Here is a 16,320-nt window from a genome sequence, read left to right on the forward strand (position 1 = left end):
TGCTTCAAGCTAGGGCTTTAAGATTCTTTACAATTTCATTTATGTAAGGCTGAAGCTTTTCTTTTGTTAAAGGTTTGGTTATATACCCAACGCTTTTGTCTTTAACAATCGCTTTAATATCTTTTTGATGGGTAGAGGTAGTCAAAATGACCACTTTGGCTTGGCTTTTATTGTTACATTCAAAACTTTTGAAAAGGTTTAAAAATTCAAAACCATCCATTACAGGCATATTTAAGTCCAATAAGATTAGCTCTGGACAGTTTTGATTATTTTTTGATGTATAGTGCTGTAAGAACTGCCAAGCTTCATCTCCATTAATGACTGTTTCTATACTGTCGGCAACATCGAGTCTATTGATTAATCGATGGTTTATGAAGTTGGTAACACCATCGTCGTCTATCAGCATTACACAATTGAGTTTTTTCATAGGTCTGGTAAATGTATTGGATAGATTTAATAATTAAAATTATAGAAAAATGTTTATAACATATTAATATTTTTTTAAAAAATTAACTTTTTGTTAATCGTTGCAATAATTTTATCAGAAATGATGGCTTTTTGTTCAAAGCTACGGTCTTCTATTTTTTTTATTATACTTATCCCTGCTATGTTGCTACAAAAAGCAATATCTGAAGATAATAAGTCTTTTGGCTGGTAAAGCCCTTCTTGAATAGGTATTCCTTTCTCATGACATGTTTTAATAATGTTTTTTCTTACTATTCCTGCTATACAACCAGAGTTTATAGCGGGTGTATAGACAATGTCGTTTTTGACCCAAAAGATGTTAGAACTTATGCATTCAGCTATTTCTCCAGAAGTGTTTGTTAAAATAAGATCTTCTGAGTTTCTTTCTTTTTTTTCAAGTCCAGCCAATATATATGGCAAAGCACTTAAGGTTTTAAATTGTGAAGTGGGTGTATATGTCAGTTTGCTTTTCTTGGCAAACAATACATCCTTCTTTTGTAAGGGGGCAGGCGAAAAAGGTTTGCAAACTATTAGAATATTGCTTTCTGTTGCTGTAGGCGTAAAAAGCCCTCCAGGCTTTCTCCATATCATTATTTTGGCACGGGCATTATCTATTTTATTTTTTTTGCATAGCGTTGTAGTTGTGTGGTATATGGTTTGCAGGTCTATTGGCAAAGTTAATTGTAAAACTTTAAGTCCTATAGTCAAACGTTCAAAATGGTCGTCGGAAAATAATATCTTCCCGTTGTTGACCTTCATTGTTTCGAAAACCCCATCCCCATATTGAAAGGCTCTGTCATTTAGAGATATGCCTATATTTTCTTCGTGTATAAATTCATTATTGTAAAAGCTCCACATAGGTTTTTTGACTTTGTGATTTTTTTAAACCACGAAATACGTAAATTTGCCTGAATGTTTGATAAAAATCAACCATAGAATATTGGAAAATAAGCATACAGATAAAAAAGTAATTAGCGTAATAGGAGGGGGCAGCTGGGCTACTGCTATAATAAAGATTCTTAGTGAGCAGGAGCACGTAGCTATTCACTGGTGGCTAAGGAATGAGAAAGATGTGGCGCATATCCTCAAATTTGGCCATAACCCAAGCTACGCAAGCGATATTGCCATCAACCTTCAAAAGGTATTTCCTTCATCAGATATTTTAAAGGCTACTCAAGCATCAGATATTATTATACTTGCTGTACCTTCAGCCTTTATTAAAAGTATTATTGATCAATTTGATTTAAGCGTCAGTGAAAAAATTGTAGTTTCTGCCGTAAAAGGTATGATACCTGATGAAAACTTATTAATCTCTGAATATATTAATAGAAGGTTTAGTGTCAAAGAAGAAAGTCTTTGTGCTATAGGAGGACCATGCCATTCGGAAGAAGTAGCGCTTGAAAAGCAGTCTTATTTATCCATTGCGGCAAAGAGTCCAGAAGTAGGTAAATTGGTCGCAGGCCTCTTTTCTTGTAGATTTGTTAAGGCTACCGTTGTCGAAGACCTCTATGGTGTGGAATATAGCGCTATTATGAAGAATATTATTGCTATTGCGTGTGGAGTGGCTCGTGGTCTTAATTATGGAGACAATTTTCAGGCTGTTCTAGTCTCAAACTCTATGAAAGAAGTCGAGCAGTTTTTAGATACACTTTGTCCTCAACAACGAAACTTATATGCTTCTGCTTACTTGGGGGACTTGTTGGTAACCTCATATTCCCAATTTAGCAGAAACAGGACGCTTGGTAATATGATAGGGAGGGGCTATTCTCTAAAAACGGCAATGATTGAAATGAAAATGATTGCAGAAGGTTTCTTTGGAGTCAAAAGCATTCATGAGATCAGTAAAGACAATGCCCTTGATTTACCTGTAGTTAATGCTGTTTATAATATACTCTATGAGAAAATATGTCCTTCGGTAGAGTTTAAAAAGCTTGAAAAGCTCATGCGTTAAAGAATTCATAGCTTTGAGTAATTTAGGATAGACATGGGGGGTATTGATTTGTGACAAAAGTTTGGCGATTTAATCATAAGTTATTTTAGTTTCTTAATTAAATATATAATGAAAAGTTGTTTTTTGATTTCCATTGTGATAGCCTTATGTTTTTTGGGTAGCTCTGCTTTTGGGCAGCGGCAAGATACTACCCAAGTAAAAAGGGCTTCTGTGAGTTTAGAAGGAATGATAGGCTTTTCTGTAGGTAATGATTTTTATTCCTTAAATGTAGGGGGGCCGAGCTTATTTTTAAATTTGAATAAAGATTGGAAGATTGGGGTAGGAGCTTTGCCTTCTTTATATTTATTAGAAGGGCAATTAGGAGCTAGGTTAGCTGTTTCTCCAAGAGTAGACTATAAGAATTTTGTTTTTATAGTTCCTTTTTTTCATAGAGACTTAACTAATGAATGGATTTGGTCAGTAGGTTTTGGATATAAGTTCCATAAAAAATAGATAGGGACGAGTATGTTCAATACTGCTTTTTTAATTAGTGTTTGCTAGATTGTGCTTTACAATCAGCGTTGATGACCTTATTGATATTTTCCCAGAAATCAAATAGTTGCAGAACCTCTTCTTTGTTTACAGGGTTTGCTGAGAGTAAATCTTTTTCAAGCTTTTTAGCATCAACTGGTGGAATAGCAGAAACAGAGCGGTATCTGGACGAAAGCTTGTGAATAAGCTCTCCTAGTTCCTTATTTTGATTCTCAGAAAACAAGCGTTTGGCTATTGCCAGGTCTTTATCGTTCTCATGGATAAAGTCGTTTATCAACTCTTCTAAGAGTTCTTCATCGCCCATTGCATAGCCTTTTATTGTGTCTAAGTTATATAGGGACTTATTGTTATTGCTTTGTGAAGTGGTTTCTTCTTGAAAGTCGCTTTTAATGCCAGCCTCTTTAGTGTTGCTTTGGCTGATAGTATCCTCTAAGCCTAGTACGTTTGCAGATTTAAGCAGTAATGTGCTTTTGTTCACTGGTTTGATAAGCAGCTCGTCAAACATTTGCAGTTGAGTTTTTTCTTCACTGGTAAGAAGGACATTGGCTGTTGATGCAACAATTTTTGAAGGCCTTTTATCATGCTTTACTAAACGGTTAAGAAGCTCGATTCCGGAGAGCAAAGGCATCCTTAAGTCTGTAATCACTAAATCATATTTAGTATGGTTTTTGAGAAGGTGTTCCAATGCTGTCGTAGAATTGCTTTGTGTTATAACCTTTGCTTTATAGCCTTCAAAAATATTTTTGTAAAGTTTCGCAATCAGCGGATCGTCGTCTATAATATAAATAGATTTGTTGTTGAAGAGATCTTCTCTTATTACTTGATTTTCTTTGTCACTGGCTTCCCTAAGCTTCTGAGCAGTTTTCATGACAAAGTCTAGTTTAAAAGAAGTCCCCTTTTCTGGTTCTGAATCCAAACTTATTGTACCGCCAAGTCGTTTGACCAGCTCTTTTACAATTCCTAAGCCAAGGCCATTTCCTTTGTTGTCATTTTTATGAGTACCAGCTTGATTATATTCATCAAATATTGTTTGTTGGTCTTCCTTTTTTATACCTATACCAGTGTCTTTAACCTCAACTATTAGGTTAGTCTCTTCGCTTGAAATAGGTGTTACCTTTGCCGATAAACTTATATAGCCCCTGTTGGTGAATTTTAAAGCATTGTGAAGCAGGTTATACAAGATTTGATTGAAACGCACCTCGTCAGATATTACTAAGTGATCTTTTGAAGGGAGGTCAAATAGAAGCTCTACTTCGTCATTAGTTTTAAGAACAATGGTGTTTTGCCTTACTTCATTCAATAATTGAGTGATATTGACAGGCTTGGGATGTATTTCAATCTTTCCTGCCACTATTTTGGCCATGTCTAGCACTTCATTGGTAACGTGTAGCAGGTGTTTAGATGAAGATTTAATGGCCTTAACAAATTCGTTGTTGTTGTCCAACAGTTCAGCATAACCAATTATGGAAGTTAAAGGAGTCCTTAACTCATGGCTCATAGTGGTGAGAAATTTTTGTTTGGCCGAACTTTCCCTTTCTACTCTTTGCTGGTTGAGCAATAGTTTATTTTGGTAAAACCTACTTTTTTCAATGTCTTTTAAAATCAAATACAAGAAAACGAGGCTAAAGATTACAAAAAATACAATTGTCCCTAAAATTATATAGTTAAATTTTTTAGCATGATTGTATAGGATTTGTGCTTTTGTCTCTCTCTTTTCATTTTCCTTTTCACGAAACTTGTTAATAACAGTTTCGATCTTGTGTGAAACAAGAGAGTTTTTTGCATAAGCTCTCCTGGCATTATCTTGAAGTAAACTGGCCCTTGAAATTTCATCATTATATAACCGGTTTATTACTTGATAGACAGTTTCTTCTAATTTTATAGGAGGAGGTGCAGGTGAAATAGTATCAAGAGAAACCTCTGTAAGGGTATCTTTTTTTATACTTTGGGTGATAACCATACTGCCTTCTTTCTCTTCTTCCTCTGCATCAGCCTTCTTTCTAAAAATATCTGAAAGGAAACTGTTCTTTTTCTTTTGTGGCGGTTCTCTTCTATAATAAATAGAATCAAGTTCATGTTTCATGAGTATTTCAGATTTAATACTCTTGATCACATAGACAGGGTCAATATGGTTATAATCTCCTAATGCTTTTGACAGTTCTTTTTCAAGTTGTTGAATAAACTTGTTCTTATTTTCCTTCTTTTTTTTATGAATATCAAAGTACTCAGTTTCAATTTGGTCTAGCAGTTCAGGAATCTTATCCAAGGTGTTTATGCTACTGGTATCTTCTTCATTGTATTCGCTCTTTAGTTTTACGACATGGTTTTTGATATTTTCAATTAAAGAATGGTGGTTTGACATGGTATCAAGAGACTCTGATACAGAATGCTTTAAATAAAAAGTGTTTAACTTGCCAATGTCTGTTGCGATGTTGTTAAACAACTGAGACTTTATATTGGGCTTTGAAAGTTCCTTAATTTCTCCATGCAAGCCCTGAAAGCTTCTCCATGAATAATAGCCAAGGCCTATTAGACATGCGGAAGCTAAAAGGTATACGAGCAATATTTTGAACTTTACAGAACCCATCTTAAGCTTTTAAACGCTTTCGGTATTTAAGCTTTTTATTTTACCAAGTAATTCAGCAGGGTCAATTGGTTTATTGATGTATTCCTTGGCACCTAGTTGTAAAGCTTTGTCTGCTATTTGTTTGTCGTCGGTTCTTGAAACCATGAATACCTTAGTAGACTTTTGGTTGTCTTTGATCCACTCAAGAAGTTCAATCCCGTTTTTGCCTGGCAGCCTGTAGTCAATAATGGCAATATCGTAATGCTTGTTTTGCATGACCTCTATGGCTTCTTCTGCTGTTTGGGCGTCATCTGCCAAATAGCTGTTCTTGTTCAGGAACTTGTTGAGCATTTTGCAAAAAACGATATCGTCTTCTACAATTAAGATATTTTTATTGTTCATAATATTTTAAGAGTTAGTGCTTTGTTCTACATTTTGTTTTGTCTTTTCACCAAACATTGCTATCCCTTGCTGGTCTATTGCATATACTGACATGCACGTTTGGATATAACCTTTTATCAATTCATCTATACCAATACCAAGTAAGCCAAAATTTCTTATATCATAGAGCATTAACCTGCTGTCATCATAAGACCAGCCCTCTTCACTTTTAACAGATAAGTTGGTACCAAAAACCTCCCATGAATCTACTCCTTCAGGCAATGGTTTGTTTAACGGTTGTCTGGCCCTTCTGGAGTATACGGCTAAAGGTTTAAACCCTTCGCTAGTATGGTGGATCATCATTCTTATGTCAAAGGCATAGCTTCTGCCTTTTGTATCAGGTATTGTTCCTACATGGTACCATACATTTTCCTCCTCGTGGCTATTTAAAGGGTTGCTGTAAATGAGCTGTTGCACTATATACTCATCATCCTGATACCCCTCCAAATTTTTCATAGCATTTGCCAGTTCCTCATTGCTTGTAATGGTATATACACCTTGGCCAGCATTGCTATCAGGTACCTTTATAACCATACAACCGGATAATTTCAGGAAGTACTCAGGTAAATCCTTGTATTTTATGTTGGTAAATGTGCCAGGGGTAAATATCTCGAGTCCTTTTGGAGCATGTTCTTTGTTAAACCTGGCATAGGCAGAACTTGCAACCTCTTTGTTTCTGCCACCTGCCAAACAGGCTTCAATAGGGTTTAGCAGTAAGGTCCTTGAGTTTTCAGGTATCAAATCCCATGGCTCTTGAGTAACATATCTAAAAGCTGCTTTAACATCTACCCAACCTGTATCTTCGATATAAAGCTGCATTTTTTTATTCTCAAACCTTACATTTGGTTCACCGTTATGTATCTTATACTGTGCAAGATACACATTTTTGTCAAAAATATCAGCTATAGTTGCTGCATAGCCAACGTTTTCCATAGGGTTTTTGTCATAAACAACTGCCAATACCCCGTCTTCTGTATGTTGTTCAACCATGGGCTTAAAGGTCTGTTCAAGCAGCCTCCTATATCCTCCTTGCTCATCGTGCATGTCGAGCAAGGGCATGCTTTTCTGTCCCGAAGGGCATGAATTTGTTTCAATGACAGTAAGTTTCCTTTGGCCTATGTTGTTGGTTACGTGCATCAGGTCTGCCCCCGCCCACCTAAAGTAGACTGGTTGGTAGCTTAAGATCCTTTCAAGCTCTGCTGGGTCTGCTTGAGGTTCTATTCGGTGATACCGTTCTATAATCTGCTCTTTGGATAAATTTAAAAAGTGAGATACCAGCGGGTGGATGTTAGAATTTAATGCCCGTGGGTACCAATGGTCAGAAGCTTCAAAATCTCCCGGTTCTACTAAATGAATGTTTCTTGATATGGATAACTTCATGTAAACTATTTTTTAGGTTTAATAAGGCATTTCTGCGAATCGTTCTTACTGTATTTGGCAAACTGAAAGCACATATTCTGTAAAGCCATTAATGGCTTCTTTATGCCGCCAAAGCATAATAGCGCCACTTACCACCATGGTAATTACTACTACCTTTTTGAAAAATAAATCAGATATTTTTTTAAGAATTACTTTACCCGTGTAAGTAGCAAAAGTCGCTGATGCACCAATGAGCAAGCCAAACAACAACACTTCCTGCGTAACATAGCCTAGCCATGCGTAGCTGATAATTTTTGTAATATGTAGAACCACTGCATTGGCCGCTCTGGTTCCAATCATCGACTCTTTAGACATTCCATAGCTTAAGTAGGCTGAGTTCATAAGAGGGCCCACACCTCCAATTAGGCCTGAAAGAAATGAAATGCCAAATCCCATGGGAACAAAGTGCCAGGTTTTTATCCTACTTTTTGTCGGCCCTTCTTTTTTTCTAAGTTGAAAAATTGTTGACACCAAAAATACGCCTATGATTATTTGTAGATACTCCGATGAAAGATAGGCAAACATCATTGCTCCCAACACTGAGCCTATAATAGTAGAGGGGAACAACCATTTGAACAAATTCCAGTCAATGTTCTGCCAGAAAAAGTAGACTTTTGAGCTACTGCTCATTGCTATGCCTAATGTCATGATGGGTGCGACAGATTTTACACCGACTGTTAAGGCAATGAGAGGCATTAGCAACAAACTGGCTCCGCCTCCACTAATTGTACTAAGAACAAAAACTATAAATGACCCTATAACCAGTAAAAAGATATTTAGCATTAAGTGCTTTTTAGGTATAAAATACTATTTCCTATATTATACGCTAGAACCATGCCAAAATTGCCAGGTGTTGACCCTTTATTACTTGAAAAGAGGTGGCAAAAGGTTCATTATAAAAGGGGGAGAGGGTATAGGTTGTAACGGCCAATGGGGGCGCCTAATTTAACCAACTGGTGTTTATTTGTTTGGGCAATTAATCAAATGTTGTCAAGTTAGAAGAACCGTCAACTTTCGTCTTAGAAATTTTTAATAAGTGGCTTCCTTAAACTTCACTAACTCATCAATGACAAGGTGAATCGGTAGGCCCATAACATTGTAAAATGAACCGTTTATTTTTCTTATCCCAATCATGCCTATCCATTCTTGAATACCGTATGCACCAGCTTTGTCATAGGGTTTGAAGTTATCTATATAATGCTCAATGTCTTTTTGGGATAAGTCTTTAAAATAAACCTCAGAAACATCGGAAAAGGAAAGGGATTTTTCTTTATTCAGTATGGTTACGCCGGTATAAACTTCATGCATTTTACCTGATAGCATAGATAACATTTCTATGGCATGCTGCCTGTCCTTGGGTTTTTCTAAAATAAGACCATTGAGAGAAACAATCGTATCTGCTGCAAGGACTACTTCGTTGTTCAGCTCTTCCTTTAAAGAATCTGCTTTAAGCTTTGACAGAAATTCGGGAACTTTTGGTGCTGGCATGTCTTTGGGGTAGATTTCAGGCACCGACTTAGTTTTTATGGTAAAAAAAATCCCTGCATCAGCAAGGATTTGTTGTCTCCTCGGGGATGCCGAGGCTAATATTAATGGGTAATCTATAAACATTATTTTAAAAGGTTTGGGGTTGCCCTTTTGCAAACTCTCCTTATTTCATCAGAAGCTCTCTGCTCGCCCAATTGCTCAGCTTTTCTCATGTCCAGGCATGCGCCTTCGTTATCTTTGCTGCTCGATTTGGCAATACCTCTGTAGTAGTAGGCTTCTTTGTCGTTTTTGCTCAATTCTATTACTTTAGAGAAGTCTTCAATAGCCTCTTTAAAGTCTCCTACTTCCAACAAGAACAGTCCTCTGTGCATATACGACATTTTATTGTCGGGAAAGAGCTCAATGGCTAAGGCATAATCTTTTTTTGCATCCTCTTTTTCTCCAGCTAAAAACTTGACAATGGCGCGCTGATAATAAGCCTCTTCATCTTTTGGGTCTATTTCAATGTTTTTTGTATAGTCTGCTATAGCTCCTTTAAAATCTTTTAATTCCCTTTTTGACCATGCTCTGTTAAAATAGGAGTTTTTGTCATTAGGGTCTAGCGAGATTACCTTGGTAAAGTCATCTATAGCGCCTTTGAAGTCACCGATATGATTTTTGGCGAAACCTCTATAGAAGTAAGCGTAATTGTATTTTGGGTAAAGCTCTATGGCCTTTGAGAAATCATCAATCGCTTCTTTAAACTTTCCGTACTCATTTCTTGCCAACCCTCTCTTATGGTAAAGTTCAAAGTTGTTTTGGTTAGGAGGGTTTTGTTTAATTGCTGTGGAGTAGTCTTTTATAGCCCCTGCGTAATCACTCATTAAAAATTTTTCATGCGCTCTTTGGACATAAGCTTCATGAAATTTAGGATTGTATTTAATGGCGTGACTAAAATCTTCAATAGCACCTTTGTGGTCTCCTGTATGAGCTTTAGATTGACCACGCATGAAATAGGCATCATAGTCAGAAGATTCATTTTCCAAGGCTTTGTCCAGATCGTCTATGGCACCTTCATGATCTTCAATGGCTATCCTACATTTTGCTCTTTCGAGGTAGGCTTCGGTATAACGGCTATTTTCAGCAATTAATTGATCGTAGATGCTAATGGCCCCAATGAAATTTCCTTCCTTGTACTTTTTTATGCCTTCTTGTAAAGTTGAATCAGTAAGAGTTGTGCCGTTTGCTTGCGATATGACTGCTGTAGACAGCAGGATAGCCATAAATAACACAATTTTTTTCATATTCCGGATGCTTATTTCTTAAATGCTTTTTTTTATTAGTTTTCCCAGTCACGGTTGACTAAACGATCTAGTGCTTTGGGAAAGAAATTTGTTGATTTTTGTGGTAATATATACCCGCTTTCGACTACTTCCTTGAGCTCGTTTTTTGTTACAGGATTGGCTAAAACAACAGCCTGACAATCATTAGTCTCAAGAAACCTTCTACATTCATCAAATATAGTTATATATTTTATTTTTTTAGAATTTTTTTGTTCTTTTCCTTCTATGCCAAACCCTTTTTCTAAAATATAATAATGCAGGATAGTATATGACAGTGACTTTATTTTCTCCGGAAAATTCCATGGGATATTTTTTTCTAAGCCATCTTTAAGTTCTGCCAAATATAAGTTTTTAGGAAACATTAGCCCAAATGCTTTATTCTTAGTTTTTAGCTCATGGTAAAGGCCTTCAGCATGGTCAAACGTCCTGAGGTTGAAAAAATTTTGTAATTTCGTAATAACTTCTTCTTGGTCAAAACCTTCTAAGTTTGAAATGCCCCTATGGATGGGTTTTATGGTTAAGCCTGGCGCTTCCATGTTGGTCAACATGATCATGGCATATTCAGAAGCGTTTTGGTAGTGGGATCCTTTGAAGACATCTTTAGCTGTTAGAGCTGCGTTGTAACGATGGTGTCCATCTGCCAAAATGATCTTTTGATCAACTAAAAAATCTTTAATAATCTTAATTGCGCTAGACTCAGTGCAATTGTATAATTGGGTAAAGGTACCCTCCAAGTCTTTAAATTCATAGACAAGCTTTTTTCTGGCATCTTCTATAGCTGTCTCGACTATATGTGCTTCATCTTGATATAAACCAAGTAATGGACTTTCCTCTATTTTATTAAGTGTCAAAAAGTCCAGTTTTTCTTGTACATACCGATCAATCACATTTTCATGCATCATTATGTGATTGCTATTGGACGAGGGGAGCTTTACCAAGCAGATAAAGCTGTTTCTGGTAACTTTTTGTTTATTGTCAAAGTCCCCAAAAGTCTGTTTGCAGATATATATACCTGGTTCAGTGTCTTGAATAATAAATTTTTCATGTTTCAGAACTTCCCAATAGGCCCTGAAGCTTGATTTGCTAAGGTCTGTTTTATCATTTAGTACCTGAGGTATCTGACTAGGGTAATTTTTGTCAGGATTTATGGCTATATTCTTAATTAATTCATTGCCAGTGTTGTATCTCCATCCTTTAAACCCTTCAATTTCGGCCATACTTTATTTATAATGAAAAGTGTTTTTTATACCTAATAATATAGAAAAAAAACAATAAAATTTCGTTACTTATAATATAAGTGTAATTTTCTCTTTGGTGTTAAATATTTACTTTTGTTCGTAAGTAAATTGTGTAGAGCTGCTATCTGCATGCCTCAAATAAAAATAATGGTATTTATGCGTTTTGACAAACTGTTTATCTGGTCAGTGGTTTTGCTTTGTTTTTCTTTTCAAAGTTTTGGACAACAACCTCGCCACTTTTCCGGGAAATACAATAATCTTAAGTCTGAATCTGGTAAAGCAAAGTTTGAATGGGTTCCAGGTGAGGATGAAGATGACATAGTCCTTCATGGAGATTTTGAATTTATTATTAACAAAATAGACTCGTCATTGCCTGTTGGTGTCATTAAAAAAATGTACACTGGAAAATATTCCAACAACTTTAAACATGGCTCTTGGAGGTATGAATATGCTGACTTGCTTCTCAAAGTTAAAGAAGTACAGGATTATACTGTGTCTACTTCCACAGAAGGGGTAGTTGGTCATTTAAATGCTATATACAGCAATGGGTTTGCAGATGGAGCATGGTCAGTACATGAGGATCTGATGAAAGCTGGGGAAATTCAAAAGGTTTTAAAAACTGGTTCTGCTAATTTTAGAGAAGGGTTTATTACTGGGAATATTGATGTCAGCGCAAAAGGGGAGAAGGCTTATGAAGTTAAGGGAGGTTTTGATGAGTATGGTTTTCTTGATGGGTTTTGGACAGTTACTTATTTAGACAATGACAGTATTCAGGTGGTAGAACATAGGCAGTATGAGAGTGGTTTTTTACTTTTTTTGTTGAAGCAAAACAAGACTACGGGTGATACATTGACCCATGTATTGTATGAAGATGTAAAGCTTCAACTTGACAATATAGATAATCAGGATGACTACTCTATTAGCGATGAAAGGTTTGGGCTTATGTTCGATAATGGTTATCAACCCGATTCCAAAAAATCGCATGCACAAATAGACGGAAATGACATTATTGTGAAAGCAATGCAGTCTTTCTCTGGCAGAGATTCCCTTACTTTTGAAGTAAAAGGAGGGAAGGAAATAAAGACAGGAGCTACTAAACGTTTTTACTATCCGCTTTCTGAGGAGGATGAATTTCTACTTCAGAAAATTAGACAAGAAGGAGATTCAATTAAAGAGTTGTTGACTCAACGTTTGAACGATCCTGTTTTTAAAATTTATCACCAGCAGAGTGACTCTTTAGCTTATATATTTAACTATTATAGTTTAGCAGTCAGTAAAGCTGAAAAAGTTTCTCTGCTTTCAGCTCAAATTATGGAAGATGACTTCCGTTTTAAAAATATTAATAATTATTTTTCAGAGGGCATATCCGGATTGTCAACCAAAGACTCTGTGGTTTATGAGTTTGATGGACAAGAAGAAAGGCGCTTGTTTGAACCTCAATTAACATTTAGTGTTGATAGCAGTCCTTTATCGATAATCGATGGTTACTTCTCAGAACTTATTGCAAAAATTGAAAGTTACGAAAGGGTTTTACTGCCAGCTCTTGACGATGTTGAAAGACAGCGTTATTCTACAGAATTAGAAAATATTATTAGTGAGAACATTGATGAAATTGAAGAAATGTATGTGGGCAAGGATACCATGCCTGTCAAACCAAATTATCTTCAACGGAAAATATATGATAGGTTTGCTGTAAGTGAACTGAACAGGATGAAACAAGAATATGCACAGCTGACGGAACTTGATAAGAAAAAAAGTAAAGCCAAAACAATTATTGAATTACAGACCACTTTAAAGAATATTCATAGACCATTGGGCAATTTACCTGAGCGTCGTGAAAAACTAGACAGCGTTTATACTGTATGGGCCTATAATCCTTATATGGATAGACATGATATCAAGGTAAGGGTAAAACCTCGTTTGTATAATGCATTAGTGCACGATGTATGGCCTTGTCTTGAAGATGCTTTGTTGACAGAAGATGATTTTACTAATTTGGAAGAAAGGGTTGATATGATTGATAGGCTGTACTACAAAGCGATAGAATTGAGAAAGCGTGATGATAAGGAGGCTTCAAAACTAGAACGAAAGATTCGAAGAGAAAGGGACATTATGAAGATTATACAAATGTTGGATATCTAATTTTCAATAATAACTGGCGAGGGATAAGTTCCTCCTCTTTTCTAATTTTACCTGGATTATGCATTAGATTTCGTTATGAGGGGCATAAGAACAAAAAATCAGCGTATTGGGTTTGCAAAGCATAGTGGTTCTATGGTTAAAAACCAAATGCGAGAATGCGAGCGAAGCGTCTGATTTGAAGTTATTTTGTCACGCAATTGATGATTTAGAGCCATTGCCAAGGCAACCATTCCAGCTTTTATTCCTTGTTAGCACTGGACTTGGTTCCGCCCCCAACGGGGCTAGTTGGTGTTGGATCGAAATCCATACCGATATTTCGCCCTTAGCAGGGCTTTCTTTGTTTGATGATACTATCCCAATTTTTTTGAGCAAAAAAATATAAAATAACTGAAGCCTTTTTTTTCTAATATTTCCTGAAAAACTTTACAAGTAAAATACGTTTCCCAATGCGCCTGAAATACAAAGTCTATCTGTCTAATGTAGGGCGCGCTGAAAAACGCCCAAAACATTGACCTGTTGAAATTTGCATAAAAATTAGGAGGTGTAGGTGCAAGGGTTTTCCGGTTATTTCTTATTTTTCCGTGCACATTAAAGTAACAAGCTTTTAACCCAATACTTTTTTGGGCTAGCCACAAGCGCACAATCTACTTTATGGCCTTACATTCGAAGTATTCCAATACGTCTTCATGTAAGGCCATGCGTATCTTGCACACTTGTGACTTTTTCAGGAGACCCTAATGTAAACTTCAGCATTCTACATTTTCTCTTTCTATGGGTGAATCAATAGCTCTAGGGCAGGTGTATTGCTGAAATTTTTTTATAATAACTTACCTATTTTGCTATTGTGACTTTTTCAGCAGGGCCCTAGCTATATATAAGATAAAAACCCTAAGTTTTATTAACTCAGGGTTTTTATCTTATATCTTTTATAACTTAGGCTAGTTTACATTATTCTGGGTTATTTCTTTTTCCTCTTTAATTTCATCATCCTTCCATATACCGCTTACAATAACTTCACCTTCCTTGTCGTACATCGTTCCTTTTCCACTTCTTTTGTTGTTCATCCACTCTCCTATATACTTTTCTCCTGATGCGAAGAAGTATGTTCCTTTTCCTTGTCTTTGGTCTCCGTAATATTCACCTTCATAACGGCTTCCGTCTTTCCAACTATAAACACCTTTGCCATGTCTTAAATTGTTTTTCCACTCTCCTTCATAAACTCCGCCAGTATTAAACAAACCATAACCTTGGCCATGGGCTTTGCCATTTCGCATATCCCCGACATAATATACCTTTACACCTTTAAGGGATTCAAACTCGACCTTTCCGGTTTTCGAGCTGTTTTTGGCGTTTAATTCCGTATCTGCTAATTGCTCCTGAAGGTGTGCAACCTCTTTTTGCAAGTTTTGGACTTTAAGCTCTGACGCATTGTATAAGGAATCTTTCTTTTGTGCTTCCTCTTGCAACATGTCTTGCCTTTCTTTTAATTCTTTTCGGGTCTTATCTAATGTGTTGCGCAATTGCTTCGATAGATTTCCTCTATTTCTATAGTTTTCAGCAAGTTGTAGTTTTTCTTGGTGGTTTCTTTTGATCCCTGAAACACTGTCAGACTTCTCGTAGTACCTCCTGGCTTCTTCAATTTTACCATACAGCGTTAAGGAGTCTGCTATAGACTTATACCGGTAGTAGTTTAATGAATCGCTTGTAAATTCTGTGCTGGTCAGCTCACTTTTGAGCAACTCTTTGTAAGAATTTACCCGATAAAAATGTAATGCAACCAAGGCTGCAATAACTACTCCAAAAATTACAAAATGCTTAATCTTCATACTATATTCTTTTTAAAACCTTTGTTGGGTTATAAGAAAACTTTTTGGTTTAATCGTGCAGATGGATTTGAGGCATTAGCCTTTTGTCCTTGCCAGGCAATCTTACTTTAGACAAGTAATCTACAAAGAGATAAACCATAGGCCCTCGAGACATGTCAACCCATTGGTTGCCTGTTTGTGGGTTAAAGCTATTTCTCCAGTTGTATTGATGAACATATCCAACGTCAACCCTTACCCAATCCCAGAACCTGTACCCTACACCAATAAAGTTCCTGTTTTGAGCAAAGTTATTTATTCCAAATTCAGGGCCGTTCTCAATATGTAATTCATGATAGTTTACTAAGTAAAACACATTATTCTCATAAAAGTGCCTACCGTTTAACGGAACTCTGAAACGAATACGGTACCTAAACCTCCAGTTCCATACAACATCTCCTTCAGGGTTCCAAACATCACGCCAACGACTTTCAAACCGGTACCGGTGTGTATAGTTAATCCACTCTTTGCCTCGTCTGTGAATATAGCCATATTTTAGAATTTCCAAAGTTGTTCTTAACTCATGCTCTAAAGGGAGAAGTTGATCATTTTCATTACCCAACCTGCCATGACTTCTAAAATAGCCTAGGGGATTTATTTGTATGGCAAGGAATCTACCAAACATCCGTCCAATATAAGGTCTTACGCTAAGCCTGAGAGGGTTTGCTGCTACATTAAAATCGTCTCCAAAATCACTTTGCCGTCTGTATACAATGTCCATCATCCAGAACCATGTTTTATCTTTATCCATAAAGTCCTGAACGATATATTTTGTATAAAGCACTCGTTGATCCATTCTGTCCGAGTTCTGGTTCTGGAACTGAGCTTTGGTTGGAAATATAACGAAACCATTAAGGAGAATTATAACTATTCCTATATACTTATACATGAGATT

14 protein-coding genes are annotated in these 16,320 nt (G+C 36.3%); 3 read left to right on the top strand and 11 right to left on the bottom strand.

What is annotated here, in order from left to right:
* Positions 1-4: 4 nt before the first annotated feature.
* Positions 5-427 carry a response regulator gene (locus tag RCC89_11700; GenBank protein WMJ73819.1) on the bottom strand — a complete coding sequence of 141 codons (423 nt, stop codon included), beginning with the start codon at positions 425-427 and terminating at the stop codon, positions 5-7.
* A 74-nt stretch (positions 428-501) separates the two neighbouring features.
* A complete protein-coding gene (locus RCC89_11705; protein WMJ73820.1) occupies positions 502-1,323 on the bottom strand; it encodes an aminotransferase class IV in 822 nt (273 codons plus the stop codon).
* Between the two features lie 82 nt (positions 1,324-1,405).
* Between RCC89_11705 and RCC89_11710 the strand changes: the two genes are divergently transcribed.
* On the top strand, positions 1,406-2,416 hold the full coding sequence (locus RCC89_11710; GenBank protein ID WMJ73821.1) for an NAD(P)-binding domain-containing protein: 1,011 nt from the start codon (positions 1,406-1,408) through the stop codon (positions 2,414-2,416).
* A 108-nt stretch (positions 2,417-2,524) separates the two neighbouring features.
* On the top strand, positions 2,525-2,908 hold the full coding sequence (locus RCC89_11715) for a hypothetical protein (protein ID WMJ73822.1): 384 nt from the start codon (positions 2,525-2,527) through the stop codon (positions 2,906-2,908).
* A gap of 34 nt (positions 2,909-2,942) precedes the next feature.
* On the opposite strand, the gene RCC89_11720 is transcribed toward RCC89_11715, so the two are convergent.
* From RCC89_11720 to RCC89_11750, 7 genes are all read right to left on the bottom strand, one after another.
* On the bottom strand, positions 2,943-5,534 hold the full coding sequence (locus tag RCC89_11720) for an ATP-binding protein (GenBank protein ID WMJ73823.1): 2,592 nt from the start codon (positions 5,532-5,534) through the stop codon (positions 2,943-2,945).
* A 9-nt stretch (positions 5,535-5,543) separates the two neighbouring features.
* A complete protein-coding gene (locus RCC89_11725) occupies positions 5,544-5,915 on the bottom strand; it encodes a response regulator (protein WMJ73824.1) in 372 nt (123 codons plus the stop codon).
* 6 nt (positions 5,916-5,921) lie between these two features.
* Positions 5,922-7,334: a hypothetical protein gene (locus RCC89_11730; GenBank protein ID WMJ73825.1), complete on the bottom strand. Its 1,413-nt coding sequence runs from the start codon at positions 7,332-7,334 to the stop codon at positions 5,922-5,924.
* Between the two features lie 45 nt (positions 7,335-7,379).
* Positions 7,380-8,156, bottom strand: a complete 777-nt coding sequence (locus tag RCC89_11735) for a sulfite exporter TauE/SafE family protein (protein ID WMJ73826.1) — start codon at positions 8,154-8,156, stop codon at positions 7,380-7,382.
* Between the two features lie 246 nt (positions 8,157-8,402).
* Positions 8,403-8,984 carry a Maf family protein gene (locus RCC89_11740; protein WMJ73827.1) on the bottom strand — a complete coding sequence of 194 codons (582 nt, stop codon included), beginning with the start codon at positions 8,982-8,984 and terminating at the stop codon, positions 8,403-8,405.
* Positions 8,984-10,144, bottom strand: a complete 1,161-nt coding sequence (locus RCC89_11745; GenBank protein WMJ73828.1) for a tetratricopeptide repeat protein — start codon at positions 10,142-10,144, stop codon at positions 8,984-8,986. The genes RCC89_11740 and RCC89_11745 overlap by 1 nt, the downstream gene beginning before the upstream one ends.
* 35 nt (positions 10,145-10,179) lie before the next feature.
* Positions 10,180-11,400: a DUF1015 family protein gene (locus tag RCC89_11750; GenBank protein ID WMJ73829.1), complete on the bottom strand. Its 1,221-nt coding sequence runs from the start codon at positions 11,398-11,400 to the stop codon at positions 10,180-10,182.
* A 177-nt stretch (positions 11,401-11,577) separates the two neighbouring features.
* On the opposite strand from RCC89_11750, the gene RCC89_11755 reads away from it, so the two are divergent.
* Entirely contained in the window at positions 11,578-13,563 is a 1,986-nt protein-coding gene (locus RCC89_11755) for a hypothetical protein (protein WMJ73830.1), read from the top strand.
* Positions 13,564-14,501: 938 nt separating this feature from the next.
* Here RCC89_11755 and RCC89_11760 read toward each other — a convergent pair.
* Both RCC89_11760 and RCC89_11765 read right to left on the bottom strand, forming a co-directional pair.
* The gene (locus RCC89_11760) at positions 14,502-15,389 is read right to left on the bottom strand and encodes a hypothetical protein (protein ID WMJ73831.1); all 888 of its coding nucleotides are present in this window, start codon (positions 15,387-15,389) and stop codon (positions 14,502-14,504) included.
* A gap of 49 nt (positions 15,390-15,438) precedes the next feature.
* Positions 15,439-16,314, bottom strand: a complete 876-nt coding sequence (locus tag RCC89_11765; protein ID WMJ73832.1) for a DUF2490 domain-containing protein — start codon at positions 16,312-16,314, stop codon at positions 15,439-15,441.
* Positions 16,315-16,320: the final 6 nt, after the last annotated feature.

The sequence above is a fragment of the Cytophagaceae bacterium ABcell3 genome (assembly GCA_030913385.1).
Taxonomy (GTDB): Bacteria; Bacteroidota; Bacteroidia; order Cytophagales; family Cytophagaceae; genus ABcell3.

Coding starts and splice junctions, on each gene's coding strand:
- RCC89_11765 (WMJ73832.1), bottom strand. CDS start 16,314: ATGTATAAGTATATAGGAATAGTTATAATTCTCCTTAATGGTTTCGTT.
- RCC89_11750 (WMJ73829.1), bottom strand. CDS start 11,400: ATGGCCGAAATTGAAGGGTTTAAAGGATGGAGATACAACACTGGCAAT.
- RCC89_11735 (WMJ73826.1), bottom strand. CDS start 8,156: ATGCTAAATATCTTTTTACTGGTTATAGGGTCATTTATAGTTTTTGTT.
- RCC89_11745 (WMJ73828.1), bottom strand. CDS start 10,144: ATGAAAAAAATTGTGTTATTTATGGCTATCCTGCTGTCTACAGCAGTC.
- RCC89_11700 (WMJ73819.1), bottom strand. CDS start 427: ATGAAAAAACTCAATTGTGTAATGCTGATAGACGACGATGGTGTTACC.
- RCC89_11705 (WMJ73820.1), bottom strand. CDS start 1,323: ATGTGGAGCTTTTACAATAATGAATTTATACACGAAGAAAATATAGGC.
- RCC89_11755 (WMJ73830.1), top strand. CDS start 11,578: ATGCGTTTTGACAAACTGTTTATCTGGTCAGTGGTTTTGCTTTGTTTT.
- RCC89_11730 (WMJ73825.1), bottom strand. CDS start 7,334: ATGAAGTTATCCATATCAAGAAACATTCATTTAGTAGAACCGGGAGAT.
- RCC89_11740 (WMJ73827.1), bottom strand. CDS start 8,984: ATGTTTATAGATTACCCATTAATATTAGCCTCGGCATCCCCGAGGAGA.
- RCC89_11720 (WMJ73823.1), bottom strand. CDS start 5,534: ATGGGTTCTGTAAAGTTCAAAATATTGCTCGTATACCTTTTAGCTTCC.
- RCC89_11760 (WMJ73831.1), bottom strand. CDS start 15,389: ATGAAGATTAAGCATTTTGTAATTTTTGGAGTAGTTATTGCAGCCTTG.
- RCC89_11725 (WMJ73824.1), bottom strand. CDS start 5,915: ATGAACAATAAAAATATCTTAATTGTAGAAGACGATATCGTTTTTTGC.
- RCC89_11715 (WMJ73822.1), top strand. CDS start 2,525: ATGAAAAGTTGTTTTTTGATTTCCATTGTGATAGCCTTATGTTTTTTG.